At 64.1% G+C, this 14,725-nt stretch carries 15 protein-coding genes; 7 read left to right on the top strand and 8 right to left on the bottom strand.

Annotated elements, in window-relative coordinates; translation table 11 throughout:
- Both BMW28_RS09750 and msrA read left to right on the top strand, forming a co-directional pair.
- The coding region (locus BMW28_RS09750) for a transposase (protein WP_143280581.1) at window positions 1-214 on the top strand (214 nt) is incomplete at its 5' end.
- 154 nt (window positions 215-368) lie between these two features.
- Window positions 369-893: a peptide-methionine (S)-S-oxide reductase MsrA gene (msrA, locus tag BMW28_RS09745; protein ID WP_091817222.1), complete on the top strand. Its 525-nt coding sequence runs from the start codon at window positions 369-371 to the stop codon at window positions 891-893.
- A gap of 64 nt (window positions 894-957) precedes the next feature.
- Here msrA and pdxH read toward each other — a convergent pair whose 3' ends face one another.
- Window positions 958-1,608, bottom strand: coding sequence for a pyridoxamine 5'-phosphate oxidase (pdxH, locus tag BMW28_RS09740; protein ID WP_091817220.1), 651 nt, complete (start codon window positions 1,606-1,608; stop codon window positions 958-960).
- Between the two features lie 125 nt (window positions 1,609-1,733).
- Between pdxH and BMW28_RS09735 the strand changes: the two genes are divergently transcribed.
- Window positions 1,734-2,354 carry an OmpA family protein gene (locus BMW28_RS09735; protein WP_091817216.1) on the top strand — a complete coding sequence of 207 codons (621 nt, stop codon included), beginning with the start codon at window positions 1,734-1,736 and terminating at the stop codon, window positions 2,352-2,354.
- A 128-nt stretch (window positions 2,355-2,482) separates the two neighbouring features.
- Here BMW28_RS09735 and gloA read toward each other — a convergent pair whose 3' ends face one another.
- A complete protein-coding gene (gloA, locus tag BMW28_RS09730) occupies window positions 2,483-2,890 on the bottom strand; it encodes a lactoylglutathione lyase (protein ID WP_091817213.1) in 408 nt (135 codons plus the stop codon).
- A gap of 116 nt (window positions 2,891-3,006) precedes the next feature.
- Window positions 3,007-3,858 carry a hypothetical protein gene (locus BMW28_RS09725; protein WP_234970110.1) on the bottom strand — a complete coding sequence of 284 codons (852 nt, stop codon included), beginning with the start codon at window positions 3,856-3,858 and terminating at the stop codon, window positions 3,007-3,009.
- Between the two features lie 210 nt (window positions 3,859-4,068).
- On the opposite strand from BMW28_RS09725, the gene BMW28_RS09720 reads away from it, so the two are divergent.
- The gene (locus tag BMW28_RS09720; protein WP_234970109.1) at window positions 4,069-4,368 is read left to right on the top strand and encodes an ArsR/SmtB family transcription factor; all 300 of its coding nucleotides are present in this window, start codon (window positions 4,069-4,071) and stop codon (window positions 4,366-4,368) included.
- Window positions 4,369-4,479: 111 nt separating this feature from the next.
- On the opposite strand, the gene BMW28_RS09715 is transcribed toward BMW28_RS09720, so the two are convergent.
- Window positions 4,480-6,291: a DEAD/DEAH box helicase gene (locus tag BMW28_RS09715; protein ID WP_091817211.1), complete on the bottom strand. Its 1,812-nt coding sequence runs from the start codon at window positions 6,289-6,291 to the stop codon at window positions 4,480-4,482.
- A gap of 318 nt (window positions 6,292-6,609) precedes the next feature.
- Here BMW28_RS09715 and ettA point away from each other — a divergent pair, with 318 nt between their 5' ends.
- Together ettA and BMW28_RS09705 are read left to right on the top strand one after the other, a co-directional pair.
- A complete protein-coding gene (gene ettA, locus BMW28_RS09710; RefSeq protein WP_091817209.1) occupies window positions 6,610-8,271 on the top strand; it encodes an energy-dependent translational throttle protein EttA in 1,662 nt (553 codons plus the stop codon).
- Between the two features lie 189 nt (window positions 8,272-8,460).
- Complete coding sequence (locus BMW28_RS09705; RefSeq protein WP_091817206.1) at window positions 8,461-8,853, top strand: hypothetical protein; 393 nt, start codon at window positions 8,461-8,463, stop codon at window positions 8,851-8,853.
- Window positions 8,854-8,929: 76 nt separating this feature from the next.
- On the opposite strand, the gene BMW28_RS09700 is transcribed toward BMW28_RS09705, so the two are convergent.
- Complete coding sequence (locus tag BMW28_RS09700; RefSeq protein WP_091817204.1) at window positions 8,930-9,364, bottom strand: PaaI family thioesterase; 435 nt, start codon at window positions 9,362-9,364, stop codon at window positions 8,930-8,932.
- Between the two features lie 227 nt (window positions 9,365-9,591).
- Here BMW28_RS09700 and BMW28_RS09695 point away from each other — a divergent pair, with 227 nt between their 5' ends.
- Entirely contained in the window at window positions 9,592-10,449 is an 858-nt protein-coding gene (locus BMW28_RS09695) for a class I SAM-dependent methyltransferase (RefSeq protein ID WP_234970108.1), read from the top strand.
- Window positions 10,450-10,461: 12 nt separating this feature from the next.
- Here the strand turns inward: BMW28_RS09695 and BMW28_RS09690 are convergent, their stop codons facing one another.
- The 3 genes from BMW28_RS09690 to BMW28_RS09680 all read right to left on the bottom strand — a co-directional run bounded on the left by BMW28_RS09690 (window position 10,462) and on the right by BMW28_RS09680 (window position 14,614).
- Window positions 10,462-10,920, bottom strand: coding sequence for a RidA family protein (locus BMW28_RS09690; RefSeq protein WP_091817201.1), 459 nt, complete (start codon window positions 10,918-10,920; stop codon window positions 10,462-10,464).
- Between the two features lie 149 nt (window positions 10,921-11,069).
- Window positions 11,070-11,996 (bottom strand): transglutaminase family protein, encoded by a 927-nt coding sequence (locus tag BMW28_RS09685; protein WP_091817198.1) that lies wholly within the window; start codon window positions 11,994-11,996, stop codon window positions 11,070-11,072.
- 11 nt (window positions 11,997-12,007) lie between these two features.
- The gene (locus BMW28_RS09680; protein WP_091817196.1) at window positions 12,008-14,614 is read right to left on the bottom strand and encodes a circularly permuted type 2 ATP-grasp protein; all 2,607 of its coding nucleotides are present in this window, start codon (window positions 14,612-14,614) and stop codon (window positions 12,008-12,010) included.
- Window positions 14,615-14,725: the final 111 nt, after the last annotated feature.

Genomic DNA, 14,725 nt, shown 5'->3' with positions numbered 1-14,725 from the left:
GTACAGCCAGTTCAACAAGAAGATCGGGGCGATCCGCTTCAAGGTGGAACAGGCGTTCGGGACGATGAAACGCAGGTTCAATTTGGCGCGGGCGCGGTACTTTGGGACAGCAAAGGTGCAGGCGCAGATGTGTTGGGCGGCCTTGGGGATGAACCTGCTGAAGGCGCACCGCAAGTTGAAAGCGATGGAGCTTGCGGGGGTAGGTGCGCCCTGAGAGGGCAAATGGAGCTCCCAAAGTGGCTCACAGCCACTTCGGGGGGCATGAAATCATGCAAAACGCGACAAAATCAGCATGATTCTTGCTTCGGCCGGATGATCGGCGAGGTTATGCAGCGGTCTTTTGTAGAACAAGGACTTAGGAGAGAAAAATGACAGAAACTATTGTTCTTGGCGGTGGTTGTTTTTGGTGCATGGAGGCAGTCTTCCAGCAGGTGCGCGGAGTGTTGTCTGTAGAGAACGGGTATGCCAATGGCGACGGCCGTTCGGCGAGCTATGAGGCCGTCTGTACCGGCACCACCGGCTATGCCGAAGTGGTGCGTCTGCAGTATGACCCGCGTGAAATTGCACTGGAGCAATTGCTGGCCATTTTCTTCACCGTGCACGATCCGACCAGCCTGAACCGGCAAGGGGCAGATATCGGCACGCAATATCGCAGCGGCATCTATTGCGAGAGCGATGCGCAGTTAAGCGCAGTGAAGACTTGGGTGGATCAGGCGCGCACGCATTACGACCGTCCGGTGGTGACGGAAATCGCACTGGTGCAGCATTACCAGCCGGCCGAGGATTATCACCAGGATTATTTCAACCAGCATCCCAATCAGGGGTACTGCGCCATGGTGGTGGCGCCCAAGGTGGAAAAATTCCGGCAGGTGTTTGCCAGCTGGCAACGCTGAAAAGCCCCCGGGGCGCTGTGGCAAACGCTGTCGCTGCCCGCAAGCGCGGTGACGGGCAGCCGGCTCAGGGTGCCAGCCGCTCGCGCAGCCAGTTGCCGTCAGCCTGCTGGCGGTAGCGCAGGCGGTCATGCAGGCGGCTCTTGCGGCCCTGCCAGAACTCCCAGTGGTCGGGCACCAGGCGGAAGCCGCCCCAGTGCGGCGGGCGCGGCGGCTGCAGCAGGAACTGGGCGCCATAACGTGCTGCGGCGGTCACCAGTTCGGTGCGTCCTTCGATCACCTCGCTTTGCGGGCTGGCCCAGGCGCCGATGCGATGATCCAGCGGGCGCGACTGGAAGTAGGCATCGCTCTCGGCATCCGCCACTTTCGTGACACGGCCTTCGATGCGCACCACGCGCTCAAGCTCGACCCAATGAAACTGCAAGGCAGCAAACGGGTTGCCGGCCAGCTGGCGGCCCTTGCGGCTCTGGTAGTTGGTGAACCAGGTGATGCCGCGCTCGTCGTAACCCTTGATCAGCACCACGCGGGTGCTGGGACGCAGGTCATTGCCGACCGTGGCCAGCGTCATGGCGTTGGGTTCTGGCACCTGGGCCTTGAAAGCTTCGTCTAGCCATTGCGCAAACTGCTGCATGGGGTCGGCGTGCGAGGCGTTTTCGTTGAGTTCGGCGCGCTCGTAGCTCTTGCGCAGGTTGGCGATATCGTGGTGGCCGGTATTCATGGGTGCTGTAAGGGGACGTAAGACACTGATACTTTACAATAGCCGGCGACGTGGCAGCGCCTGCATGTGACGTGCGCCTGCCGGCAAGGTTTTCCTTTATCTCCCATTTTCCTACTGGAGCAAACATGGCTTTCAATACCAATGATGACGACCGCGAACAGAAGACGGTGGTCGGTTTCCTGATCGGCGCTGTGGTGCTGCTGGCGATTGCGATTGCAGTCGGTTTCGGCGTGTCCCGTGCTGGCGTGTTTGGCAAGAAGGATGGCGCGGCCTCCACCGGCTCCAGTGTCATGGCGGCAGCGGATGCTGCCTCCGGCGCTGCTGCAGCTGATGGCGCTGCGAGCGCTGCCGGTGTTGCTGCACAGGCAGGTGCTGCCAGCGCGGACCAGGGTGCGGCAGTGCAGGCTGGTGCTGACGAAGCCAGCGTGAAGGTGGTGGACGGCGTGGTGCGCTTCTACTTCGCCAGCGGCAAGGCCGAACTGGCTGCCGGCGCCAAGGAAGCCCTGGCTGACGCCGTGGCTGCTGCCAAGGCCGGCAAGAAGCTGGTGCTGAGCGGTTTCCACGACAGCACCGGCGATCCGGCCAGGAACGCCGAACTGGCCAAGCAGCGTGCCTTTGCCGTGCGTGACGCCCTGATCGCAGAAGGCGTTGCCGAGGGCAGCATCGACCTGCAGAAACCCGAAGCCATGCCCAACACCCAGGGCAACGATCCCGAAGCACGCCGCGTGGAAGTGAAGATCGACTGATCGTCTTCGGCACTGTCCCGTGCCTCCAGCGCGGGACGGTGCATGAGGTTTCCCATGAAAAAGCCCCGGGCGGAATGCTGCGGGGCTTTTTCATTGCCCGCGTGGCGGGCTGCTGCAATGCGTCAGGTTCAGAACTTGTCCATGCCGGCCGTCGATGCGCGCTGGATCAGTTCGATCTTGTAGCCATCCGGATCCTGCACAAAGGCGATCTCGCTGGTGCCGCCCTTGACCGGGCCGGCTTCGCGCGTGATGGTGCCGCCGGCAGCGCGAATTTTCTCCACGGCCGCATACACATCCGGCACACCGATGGCCAGATGACCATAGGCATTGCCCAGGTCGTAGCTCTCGGTGCCGTAGTTGTAGGTCAGCTCCAGCTCGGCCTGTGCCGGGTTGGCCTCGAAGCCCAGAAAGGCCAGCGTGTACTGGTACTCGGGATTGTCGGCGGTGCGCAGCAATTGCATGCCCAGCACCTGGGTGTAGAAATCGATGGAGCGCTGGAGGTTGCCAACGCGCAGCATGGTGTGGAGGATTCTCATGAACGTGGAGCCAGATCAGGGGAAGAAGCATGCGCCGCAATGGCGCTCTCCCGGGAAGTGTGCCACATCCACGAGAACCGGTGTGAGTCGGGGGCACTGCCGCCGGAGAGCAGCACTCAGCGCGGCGGATCGGGCACGAAGCCGTTGTCGGCCGGGAAGGGCTGTGGCGCCACCGGCCGCGGGGGTACCGGCTGGCGGATGATGCCGCGCGCCTTCAGATTGGCCAGGCTGTCGTAGCGGATGCGGATGACTTCTGCGGGCGTGTTGCTGGCACGCACGAAACGGGTGGTACCCACTTCGGAGCTTTCACGCTCGCCATGGCCGGTACCGAGGCCGGGCGACTTCTGCACGCGGGCTTCATCCCGCAGCGGTGGCATGGCGTTCGGGCGGGCTGCTTCCGCAGTGGCGCTGTCCTGCCCGCGCAGCGAGCCGGCCGCCGCCTCACCATCCTGGGGCATCACGCGCGGATAGGGCCTGATGGGGGGATAGACGGGGCGACGCTCCGGAAAAACGGCCACGCCGATGACTCCGATGTCGTCCGGCCGCCCCGTCTTGCCGGCATAGGAGTGGCGCGGTTGCGTGAAATGGAAGGCGGCGATTTCGCGCAGGTTCTTGCGCCAGCCGGCAATCTCGCTGTACTGGTGCGGGTCGAACACATAGCCGTCCTGCAGGGTGCTGGCGGTTTCGCCAGTCACGATGTTCACGCCGTCGACCGACATCACGGCAAGGATGCGGCGCCCCTGCAGGTTGCGCACACCGATGGCGTAGCGCGCACCGGGCTGCCCGGCGATCCAGTATTCGCCCTGGTGGGCATACACGGGCAGGGACTGGCCGGTGCTGCGGTCGATCACCTGAACGTCCATGGTGTTGCCGACGGCACCGGCCTGCTGGCTGGCCGCAAGGCCGGCGAGAAGCACTGCAGCCAGCAACGGCTGACGGAAGAGGGAAGAGGCACGGGTTGCATGCATGACAGGACTCCGGAAAAGGCGCTGACAGATTCCTGAACCATTGTGCTGCAACGGTGCGACGAATGGGTCACTGCACGTGCGAAGCTGTAAACGGATGTTGTGCGTGTTGACCGGCGGCAAGGGCTATCGGGGTTGCCCCTCTTGCGAACCCCTGCCGGCAGGGGATAATCTGCACGTTCGATAGAAAGTTACCACCCGATGACTGCACCCATGATTGATATGGGCCATATGCAACAGGCGGCTCAAGAGGCTACCCAGATGTTGCGCGTGCTGGCCAATGAAAACCGCCTGCTGCTGCTGTGCCAGCTCAGCCAGGGCGAGAAATCCGTAGGCGAACTGGAGACCCTGCTCGGCATTCGCCAGCCGACGCTGTCGCAACAGCTCGGTGTTCTGCGCAACGAAGGCCTGGTGCAGACGCGCCGCGACGGCAAGCAGATCATCTACCGCGTGGTGGATGAACGCGCCCAGCGCCTGCTCGAAACCCTGTACGGCATGTACTGCAGCTGCTGAGGCAGCCGCTCTCCCTCCCGCCACGGCGGGCACCAAGCAAAACGGCCGGAGATTCCGGCCGTGCTGCGTTATTGCGCCCGCGCCCTGAGTGGGCGCAGGCAGGCGGAGGGCTTACCAGCCGCCGTAGTTGCCGCCACCACCGCTGCGGTTGCCGCCGCGCTTGTTGCCGGACGAACGGTTGCTGCGACGGATGCTGTCCACGCTGGTGCGCAGCGGATCCGGCTGGCCGCCGTTGCCCTGGCTGCGCGGCACGCCGAAGTCGTGCAGGCGGAATGGAGCGCTCTCGTGGCTGCGCGGCTGTGCTTCGCCGCCATGGCGCGGACCCTGACGACGCTGGCCGTTGTTGTTGCCACTGCGGTTGCCGCCCTGGCCCTGACCTTGCCCCTGGCGCGGTGCGCGCGGAGCACGCTCCTGCTGCGGCGTGGCGCTGGTTTCACCTTGGGTGCCTTCGGCGCGCTGGCCGCCACCGCCACTGCGGAAGCGGTTGCGACGGCGGCGCGGACGGTCCTGCCCATCGGTGCGCTGACCGTCCTGCGCCGGACGGCTGGCCTGGTCGGAGAGGTCTGCCGGATCGGTCTCGGCATCGTGGCCGGCAGCGCGGGAAGCAGCCTGGGCCACCGGCTTGCGGTGACCGCCTTGCGGCTTGCCAGCCTTGTTCTCGCGGATGCGCTGCATCATTTCCTGGCGTGCGGCTTTGGCTGCTGCCGCCATCACGTCGCGTCCCGGCGGCTTGCCGGCGCCACCCCACAGTGTCTGGCGGCCCATGGCAATGGGCTCGGCCTTTTCGCCTTCGTCGGGGCCGAAGCCTTCCAGGAACTGCACCGGAATCTGCTGGCGCGTGAATTTCTCGATGGCGTGCATGAAGCCTTCTTCGTCCATGCAGACCAGGTTGACGGCTTCGCCGCTGGCGCCGGCACGGCCGGTACGGCCAATGCGGTGCACATAGTCTTCGGAGATGTTCGGGATCTCGTAGTTCACCACGTGTGGCAGGTCATCGATGTCGATGCCGCGGGCGGCGATGTCGGTGGCCACCAGCGCGCGGATCTCGCCGCTCTTGAAGCCGGCCAGCGCCTGGGTGCGTGCGGTCTGGCTCTTGTTGCCGTGCAGCGCCATGGCGGTGATGCCATTCTTGTTCAGGTATTCGGCCACATGGTTGGCGCCGAACTTGGTGCGGGTGAACACCAGCACCTGGCTCCAGTTGCGTTCCTGGATGATGTGCGCCAGCAGCGCCTTCTTCTTGTTGCGGCCCACCGGGTGGATCACCTGGGTGATGCGCTGCACCGTGGTGTTGCGCGGCGTGACCTGGACCTGCTTGGGATCGTGCAGCAGGCGGCCGGCCAGATCGCGGATTTCGTCGCTGAAGGTGGCAGAGAACAGCAGGCTCTGCTTGTGCTCGGGCAGCAGGGCCAGCACTTTCTTGACGTCGTGGATGAAGCCCATGTCCAGCATGCGGTCGGCTTCGTCCAGCACCAGGATTTCGACCTGGCTCAGGTCGAGCGCGCCCTGGCCGTGCAGGTCAAGCAGGCGGCCGGGGGTGGCTACCAGCACATCCACGCCTTTCTGCAGGCGCTGGATCTGGGGATTCATGCCGACGCCGCCGAAGATCACGGCGGAGCTCATCTTGAGATTCTTGCCGTACTGCTGCACGGATTCTTCCACCTGGGCAGCGAGTTCGCGCGTGGGGCAGAGCACCAGCGAGCGCACCTGGCCGCGCGTGGCGGGGGCGCCTTCACTCAGGCGTTGCAGCATGGGGAGGGTGAAGGCAGCGGTCTTGCCGGTGCCGGTCTGGGCGCCGCCGAGCAGATCGTTGCCGGCGAGGACCAGGGGAATGGCCTCAACCTGGATGGGGGTGGGCGTCTCGTAGCCGAGATCGCGCACAGCAGAAACAATGGCTGGCGCCAGTTGCAGGTCTTCAAAGTTCATGCGAGAGGAGCACCTTGCAAGGTGCATTGGTGTTGGCTGCTTGCGGCTGCAGGAATGCAGGCGGCGCAGAACCAGTGAGAAGCCAACGGAGTTTCCAGAGAAGCCGGGCCGGTGTAGAAAACCGTGGGCGCGGCATGCAGCAAAATGCTGGTGTTGCCATGCACTGGTGGTGGCAACAGCAAGTATTGTCGCATGCTGGGATAATGGAGGGCAAAGAAAATTTGCCAGCAAGCGTAAATTTTCGACGATCACAGCGTTTCAGAGCCCGCCCGCGCAGGGTGCGGCCGCTGCCTCACATCACAAATTACAAGGAAATCCATGGCCCAGTACGTCTATTCCATGAACCGCGTCAGCAAGATCGTGCCGCCCAAGCGGCAGATCCTGAAGGACATTTCGCTGAGCTTCTTCCCCGGCGCCAAGATCGGCGTGCTGGGCCTGAACGGCTCCGGCAAGTCCACGCTGCTCAAGATCATGGCGGGCATCGACAAGGAAATCGAGGGTGAAGCCATCCCCATGCCGGGGCTGGACATCGGCTACCTGCCGCAGGAGCCGCAGCTCAACCCCGAGCACACCGTGCGTGAAGCGGTGGAAGAGGCGATGAAGGAAGTGAACGACGCCCGCGCCCGCCTGGAAGAAATCTACGCCGCCTACGCCGAGCCGGATGCCGACTTCGACGCGCTGAGCGAAGAGCAGGGCAAGCTGGAAGCCATCATCGCGGCGTCCGGCACCGACAGCGAGCACCAGCTGGAAATCGCGGCCGACGCGCTGCGCCTGCCGCCCTGGGAGGCCGTGATCGGCAAGCTCTCCGGGGGCGAGAAGCGCCGTGTGGCGCTGTGCAAGCTGCTGCTGAGCAAGCCCGACATGCTGCTGCTCGATGAACCCACCAACCACCTGGACGCCGAATCGGTCGAGTGGCTGGAAATCTTCCTGCAGCGCTTCCCCGGCACCGTGGTGGCCATTACCCACGATCGCTACTTCCTGGACAACGCCGCCGAGTGGATTCTGGAACTGGACCGTGGCCACGGCATTCCCTACAAGGGCAACTACAGCACCTGGCTGGAGCAGAAGGAAGCGCGTCTGGAGCAGGAACAGCGTACCGAGGATGCCCGTACCAAGGCCATGAAGAAGGAACTGGAGTGGGCGCGCCAGAATCCCAAGGGCCGTCAGGCCAAGAGCAAGGCGCGTCTGGCCCGTTTCGAGGAGCTGAGCGATTACGAATACCAGAAGCGTAACGAGACGCAGGAAATCTTCATCCCGGTGGCCGAGCGCCTGGGCACCGAGGTGATCGAGTTCACCAACGTCAGCAAGTCCTTTGGTGACCGCCTGCTGATCGACAACCTGAGCTTCAAGGTGCCGGCAGGCGCCATCGTCGGCATCATCGGCCCGAACGGCGCGGGCAAGTCGACGCTGTTCAAGCTGGTGGCCGGCATTGAGCAGCCGGACAGCGGGGAGGTGAAGATCGGCAAGACCGTGCAGATGGCCTTTGTCGACCAGCATCGTGACGATCTGGCCAATGACAAGACCGTGTGGGAAGACATTTCCGGCGGTCTGGACATCATCACCGTGGGCAAGTTCCAGATGCCGAGCCGCGCCTACTGCGGCCGCTTCAACTTCAACGGTGGCGACCAGCAGAAGAAGGTGGGCATGCTGTCCGGTGGTGAACGCGGCCGCCTGCACCTGGCCAAGACGCTGATGCAGGGCGGCAACGTGCTGCTGCTGGACGAACCCTCCAACGACCTGGACGTGGAAACCCTGCGCGCGCTGGAAGATGCGCTGCTGGAATTTGCCGGCAGCGTGATGGTGATCAGCCACGACCGCTGGTTCCTGGACCGTATCTGTACGCACATTCTGGCGGCGGAAGGCGATTCGCAGTGGGTGTTCTTTGACGGAAACTACCAGGAGTACGAGGCCGACAAGATCAAGCGCCTGGGTGAAGAGGGTGCGCGCCCGCACCGTGTGCGTTACAAGGCGCTGAAGTAATAATTCGAATCCGGTTGTCGGATTCGAACGGGCGGGGGGCTTTCGGGCTGCTCCGCCTTTTTGTTGTCTGATGGTTGGTGGCGATCGGCATGTAACGGGCGCGGCGGGGTGCACGTTCTATCCCAGCCTCCCCATTGTTACCAGCTGTCATGCGCCGGAGCACGCATTGGTGATACGCTGACAAAAGCCATGCGTCTGATTCCCTACTTTCTTGCCGATGCCATTCCTTTCACCGCCACACGCGAGCAGGTGGTGGCGCACTATGGCCGTCCGCGTGCTGCGCAGCGCAACAACGTGGGGCTGAACGAACTGGATTATGGCGACCTGATCGTGCGTTTCCAGGACAACGGCCGGCTGGAGGAAATCACCCGCCGTGCGCCCTTGCTGTATCTGGGTACGGAACTGCTGCCCTTTGCGCGGCTGGCAGACCATGTGCACCGGCATGACCCGGCGGTGTTCGAGCGCGGGGGCTTTCTGGTCAGTCCGCGGTTCGGTCTGGCTTTCGATTCCGATTGCCCGCCATGGATCACCGCGCTGGCAGCCCACTGCATTCCCACCTGGCGCGCCATGGGGCAGACCTGAGCCGCAGGTTCTCCCTGCGAGAGTCCACGCGTGAGGATGGAGCGGTCCGCTTGCCAACCGCAATGACGGAAGACGCTTATGCCTGGCGCTGGTGCGGCACCACGGCCATGGTCACGCGCGAAATGCAGACCAGCTTGCCGGCTTCGTCCACGATGCGTACTTCCCAGACCTGCGTGGTTCGGCCCAAATGCGCCGGACGCGCAGTGCCGGTTACCCATCCCTCGGTCGCGGCGCGTACGTGGTTGCCGTTGATCTCCTGGCCGACGCAGAAGAATTTCTCCGGATCGACCGTGTGGACCGAGGCGACCGAGGCCAGCGTTTCGGACAGCACCATGGAAACGCCGCCATGCAGGCGGCCGTAGGGCTGGCGCGTGCGGGCATCGACCGGCATGCGCGCCGTCAGATAGTCGTCACCGGCTTCGGTGATTTCGATACCCAGATGGTCGACTGCACAGCCCTGGCAGAGGCGGTTGAGTTCGGATACGGTGAAGGGAGCAAACCAGATTGTCATGAAAGTGCCGTGATAAGGGGGAACAATGGCTTCATTCTAGGGTGATGATGATGCCCTTGCGCCGGCCGCGGAAAAAGTGCACGAACGTGCGTAACACGTTGAAATAGCTGATGTTTTTCCTGTGATATCGCGGGGCATCGCTAGGTGAAACAGGCGACCGGGGCTACTATGTCACCAAGGAGACAAACAGTGCGGGCGCCGTGTCTGCACTGACAAGCATGCGAGCCATGGACACAGCAACCATTCGCCCGTATCGGCTTGAGCCGCTGGCGGCGGCTGCCGATGCCCTGGAAGCCATTCCCTCCACCCTGCGGATCCCGCTTGCCGGGCGCGCCTTGGGCGACCGCATGTTCCCGCAAATGGCTGTGCACGATCGCTATGCCGCGGCCACGCTGGCCGCCATCGGCGATGACGGCAGCCGCTGGACTCAGGACTGCTACAGCATGTGGGGCGTGCTGGCACGGACCCGCTATATCCGAGAGCAGGCCCAGCGTTTCATGCGCGACTATCCCAAGGCCCATTTCGTCAATATCGGCTGCGGCCTGAGCCAGTACTTCCAGTGGCTGGACAACGGCACCACGCGCATGACCGATGCCGATCTGCCCGAAGTGGTGGCGCTGCGCGACCGGTTGCTGCCGCCGCTCAATGCGCGCCAGCAAACCGTGACTGTCGACCTGACCATGGACGATTGGTGGCGGCAGTTGCGCCTGCCGCGCCGGCAGGGCCGTCCGCTGTTCCTGCTGCTGGAAGGCGTGAGCATGTATCTGTCGGCCGGGCAGATGCGCAATGTGCTGGAAACCATCGGGGCCTATGCGCCTGCAGGCTCGGTGCTGGTGCTGGATGCCTTCAGCGTGCTGGCCACGGGCAACGCCTTCTGGCATCCTTCGCTGCGCAACACGGGGGCCAGCATCAAGTGGGGCCTGAAGCGTTCGGACGAGTTGGAGCAGGCGCACGAACGCTTCTGCCTGATCGACAGTATGGACATCATGGCCGGCTATGACTGGGCCAATGCCATGTGCAGTGCCGGTTTCACCTTCATGGCCGGCATGCCGTTCTATGCGATGTATGTGCTGAGCGTGGAATAAGCGAATCCAGCGTCAGACCTCTACGATCATCTCGATCTCGACGCAGGCACCCAGCGGCAGCTGGGGCACGCCGAACGCGCTGCGGGCATGGGCGCCGATGGTATTGCCGAACACCTGGCCGATCAGTTCGCTGCAGCCGTTCGTCACCAGATGCTGCTCGGTGTAATCGGCGGTGGAGTTGACCAGGCTCATCACCTTCACCACGCGCTTGATGCGGTTCAGGTCGCCGGTGGCCGCCTGCAGCGTGCCTAGCAGGTCGACAGCGACTGCGCGGGCGGCCTGGGCACCGTTGGCGGTGTCCATGTCCTTGCCGAGCTGGCCGGTCCAGACCTGGCCGTCTCGCTTGGCGATGTGACCGCTCAGGAAGATCAGGTTGCCGGTCTGCACGAACGGCACATAGGCAGCGGCCGGAACGGCGACCGGGGGCAGGGTGATGTCGAGGGCGGTGAGCTGGGCGTAGACGTCGGACATGGTGTGCTTCCTTGTTCGGGTTGGCGGATGCTCCGGATTGTAGGGCGCCCGGTGGGGTGCGACAGGCCAATGGGCTGCGGGCGTGTGAGGCTTTGTGGTGCCGGAAACAGGAAGCAGGAGCCAGCGCGGGAAATCGCACGCCTATGGGATCAGGCCGGTTCGACTGTGACCCCCACTTCCAGCGTATGCCCCTGACCACCGCCATGCAGTACCCCGCGCAAGGGTGTCACGTCGCCGAAATCCCTGCCGATGGCCACGGTGACGTAATCCTCGCCCGGCGTGCCCCAGCCGAAACGGTTGTTGGTGGGGTCGAAATCGCACCACAGGCCATGCTGCTGCACGCCTGCCACATCCAGCACCTGTTCGCCATGGGCATCGGGCAGGAACACGGACACCCAGGCGTGCGAGGCGTCCGCACCGATCAGGCGGGGCTGACCCGGGGGCGGGGATGTCAGCAGATAGCCGCTGACATAACGCGCCGGTAGCCCGAAGCCGCGCAGACAGGAAAGCATGATGTGGGCAAAGTCCTGGCAGACGCCGCAGCGCTGTTCCAGCGCAGTGAGTGCGGGAGTGTGCAGGCTGGTGCTGTCGGGAGCGTAGCGGAAGTCGGCATGCATGCGCGCGGTGAGTTCGATACAGGCCTCGAACAGGCAGCGATCCGGTGCAAGGGAAGAGGCTGCGTAGCGGGCAAATGCGTCGTCGCGTGCCACGTAGGGCGATGGGTAGAGAAACTCGGCGGCCTGGCTGAACTGCTGCCCAGCGCGGTAGGCGAACTGGTCGCGTACCTGGGCGCAGCTGGCATGGCTGTAGCGGATGGGGGGAGGCGTCGTCTGCACCAGGCTCCTTGCCGTGACTAGCAGTTCGCTGTGCGGCTGCTCCAGCGAGAAGTGGCAACGCTGGTTGCCGAACACGTCGGTGCTGACATGCTGGCTGGCTGGAGCGGGGTCCACCTCCAGCGAAAACTCCTGCAATTGCTGCCACGGCGTGGTGATGGGCTGCAACCAGGCCATGTGCTGGGCATGTTGCACCGGTGGCGTGTAGCGGTAGCGGGTCTGGTGGGTGATGCGGAGCTGCATGGGGCTTCCTGTCAGGCGCCGACGCTGCGGCTGGCGTGATCGACTGGATCGAAGTACGAGCGGGTGATGTTGTCGGTCAGCGCGATGGCCAGTTCGACGCACTGGCGCAAGGCTTCGGCAGAGTCAGACGGCGCAGCCGCGGGTGTTTTCAGGCGTTCCTGCAGCTGGCTTATCTGCTGCGGGAAGGGGACCGGTTCGACCACTTCGGGGGAGAAAGGCAACGGCGGCAAGGCCTGCAGCGCGTTCCGGATCTGCTCCAGCACCCAGTGCAGCGAACGCGGGTGGCGTGGGCTGCCGGTGAGCGTATGCCAGGCCTCGGCCGTGGGCGGTCCCAGCGCCTGCATGCGCGGTTGCTGCAGGTGCTGGTCGAACAGGGCCATGATGGTGGAGGCAGCCTGCCGGTCCAGTGGCGTGCTGGAAGCACTGGCGGGCAGCAGGGAGCCGGCGACAAAGCTCAGGCGTTCGATCCAGCGGCCCAGCATCAGCAATTGCCAGCCGGCATCGCGTTGCAGGCGGTCCAGCTGCACGCCGGTGACTGCCGCCAGCGCGTGGCTGAGCTGGCGCAACTGGCTGTCCATGTCCATGGACGACGTGATGGGCGCGTCTGCCTGCTGATTTTCGAGGCGCAGCGCCTGCATGTGGCGCTCCACGCTCTGCACCAGATGCCAGTGCTGGTGGGGCAACTGGCTGCGCAGCTCGGCTGCGGTGCGCGCTAGGGCTTCCACATTGCCTTGCGCGGCGCAGTCCGGCTGCTGCCATTGCTGTACGAGCAGGCGCGAGAGTTGTTCGTCGGGCAGATCGACAGCGGGAGCCGGATCGCAAGGGACGAGCTGCTGGTCCTGCAGCAACTGTTGCAGCCATTGGCGCAAGGCGGGGCCGGGGCGGTCGAGTTGCTGCAGGCTGTCGAGCACGAGCAATTGCAGGCGCACGGCATTTTCTGCACGCTCGGTATAGCGGCCCAGCCAGAACAGGTTCTCTGCGGTGCGACTGACAATGTGTTCAGCTTCGGCATCCTGCCGGGGTGGCGGGGGAGATGGCTCGGGTGTGGTGGGCCAGCCGGTGATCCATACATCCGCACTGCTGCCACCGCTTTGCATGGAGGTGAAGGGGTCGGTGCCGGCCGCCAGGCGTGCCATGCCCCCGGGCAGGACGCTCCAGCCCGCGCCGTCACTCAGGGCAAACAGGCGCAGCACCAGTGAGCGCATCTCCATGCGGCCACTGCCTGTGTCATCAGCGCGCGACCATCCCGGCATTTGCGACAGCGGGGCATATTGCTGCACTGTGAAATCATCGCCTTGCCGGCGCATGTTGGCCTGCAGTTGCAGCAGCTCCTGTGCGTCCAGTTGTCGTCCGAGGCGGGTGGGGAAGCTGTCATGCAGCTCGCTGCCGGAATAGGTGGGCTTGATGGCGAAGTCCTGCAGGCGCTGCTCCACACCCTGCAGTGCTGCCGCTTCGCCGCACCACCAGGTCGGCAGGGACGGAATCTGCAGGGATTCGCCCAGCAGATGGCGCGCCAGGGGTGGCAGAAAGCCCTGCAGGGCCGGGGATTCAAGAAAGCTGCTTCCCGGGCTGTTGGCCACGACCACCTGACCGTCGCGCATCACCTGCAGCAAGCCCGGAACGCCTTCGCGTGATTCGGGGCGCAGCTCCAGCGCATCCATCCAGCTGTCATCCACCCGGCGCAGCATGCCATGCACCCGCACCAGGCCGTGCAGGGTCTTGAGATACAGCCGGTTGCCACGCACCGTCAGATCACTCGCCTGAACGAGTGTCAGGCCGAGATAGCGGGCCAGATAAGCCTGCTCGAACCAGGTCTTGCTCCAGGGGCCGGAGGTCAGCAGCACCAGTGTGAGCGGTTCGTCGCCTTCGGCCAGCTGCTGGCATTGCTGGTGCAGGGCCTGCAGAAAACCCCGGTAGACACCGGTAATGGTTGCTGTCTGCAACTGGTTGAACCCGTCCGGGAATAGCTGGCGAATGACATGCCGGTTTTCAATCAGATAGCCCAGCCCGGATGGTGCCTGTGTGCGTTGCGCCATCAGCCACCACAATCCCCGGGAGTCACGGATCAGGTCGAAGGCAGCGATATGCAGGTAGCGTTGCTGCATGATGCCGTGCATTGGACGCAGGTAGCCGGGATGCCCCTGGATCAGTGCAGGGGGGAGCCAGCCCTGCTGCATCAGGGTCTGCGGGCCATAGACATCGGCCATCACCTGTTCCAGCAAGCGCATGCGTTGCTGGATGCCGGTGGCCAGGCCGTGCCACTCTGCATGGCTGAGCAGCAGGGGGAACAGGTTGAGCTCCCAGGGGCGAAGTTCTGCAAGTGCGTCGCCTTGCGCGGTGTAGCTGGTGCCGTTGTCGCGGATCAGGCGCTGCAGGCGGGCGTGATGCCGGTCCAGGGTCTCGGGGCTGGCGTCTGGCAGGGACTGGAAAAATGTGCGCCAGGCGGGGGCAGGGCCGTGATCTGGAGTGCTGGCGGCCAGGCCTCTCAGTTCGTCGAAATGGCCTTTTGCGGCCATGGCGTGATCAAGCGGAGGCAGGGGCCAGGGTGCGGAACAGCCACTCACCGGGAGCGTGGTCGGCGGGGTGACAGCACTGTCCGGAGCGAAGGTCGGAGTCATGGCGCAAGTCTACGTGCGATTGGGCGTCAAGCGTTCGTCAAGGCGTTACCATCGGCACATGCAGCATAAATTAAAACAAAAGAATTATTTACATCCAGCTGAAAGGAAGGC

Source organism: Allobrachymonas denitrificans DSM 15123 (assembly GCF_900110225.1).
GTDB lineage: Bacteria > Pseudomonadota > Gammaproteobacteria > Burkholderiales > Burkholderiaceae_C > Brachymonas > Brachymonas denitrificans.
The sequence above is the reverse complement of the archived record's forward strand: the minus strand, read 5'-3'. Positions and strand labels throughout refer to the sequence as shown.

Coding starts and splice junctions, on each gene's coding strand:
- gloA (WP_091817213.1), bottom strand. CDS start 2,890: ATGAGAATCCTCCACACCATGCTGCGCGTTGGCAACCTCCAGCGCTCC.
- pdxH (WP_091817220.1), bottom strand. CDS start 1,608: ATGAATACCGGCCACCACGATATCGCCAACCTGCGCAAGAGCTACGAG.
- BMW28_RS09735 (WP_091817216.1), top strand. CDS start 1,734: ATGGCTTTCAATACCAATGATGACGACCGCGAACAGAAGACGGTGGTC.
- BMW28_RS09700 (WP_091817204.1), bottom strand. CDS start 9,364: ATGACAATCTGGTTTGCTCCCTTCACCGTATCCGAACTCAACCGCCTC.
- ettA (WP_091817209.1), top strand. CDS start 6,610: ATGGCCCAGTACGTCTATTCCATGAACCGCGTCAGCAAGATCGTGCCG.
- BMW28_RS09685 (WP_091817198.1), bottom strand. CDS start 11,996: ATGCAGCTCCGCATCACCCACCAGACCCGCTACCGCTACACGCCACCG.
- BMW28_RS09690 (WP_091817201.1), bottom strand. CDS start 10,920: ATGTCCGACGTCTACGCCCAGCTCACCGCCCTCGACATCACCCTGCCC.
- BMW28_RS09695 (WP_234970108.1), top strand. CDS start 9,592: ATGGACACAGCAACCATTCGCCCGTATCGGCTTGAGCCGCTGGCGGCG.
- BMW28_RS09725 (WP_234970110.1), bottom strand. CDS start 3,858: ATGCATGCAACCCGTGCCTCTTCCCTCTTCCGTCAGCCGTTGCTGGCT.
- BMW28_RS09720 (WP_234970109.1), top strand. CDS start 4,069: ATGATTGATATGGGCCATATGCAACAGGCGGCTCAAGAGGCTACCCAG.
- msrA (WP_091817222.1), top strand. CDS start 369: ATGACAGAAACTATTGTTCTTGGCGGTGGTTGTTTTTGGTGCATGGAG.
- BMW28_RS09705 (WP_091817206.1), top strand. CDS start 8,461: ATGCGTCTGATTCCCTACTTTCTTGCCGATGCCATTCCTTTCACCGCC.
- BMW28_RS09715 (WP_091817211.1), bottom strand. CDS start 6,291: ATGAACTTTGAAGACCTGCAACTGGCGCCAGCCATTGTTTCTGCTGTG.
- BMW28_RS09680 (WP_091817196.1), bottom strand. CDS start 14,614: ATGACTCCGACCTTCGCTCCGGACAGTGCTGTCACCCCGCCGACCACG.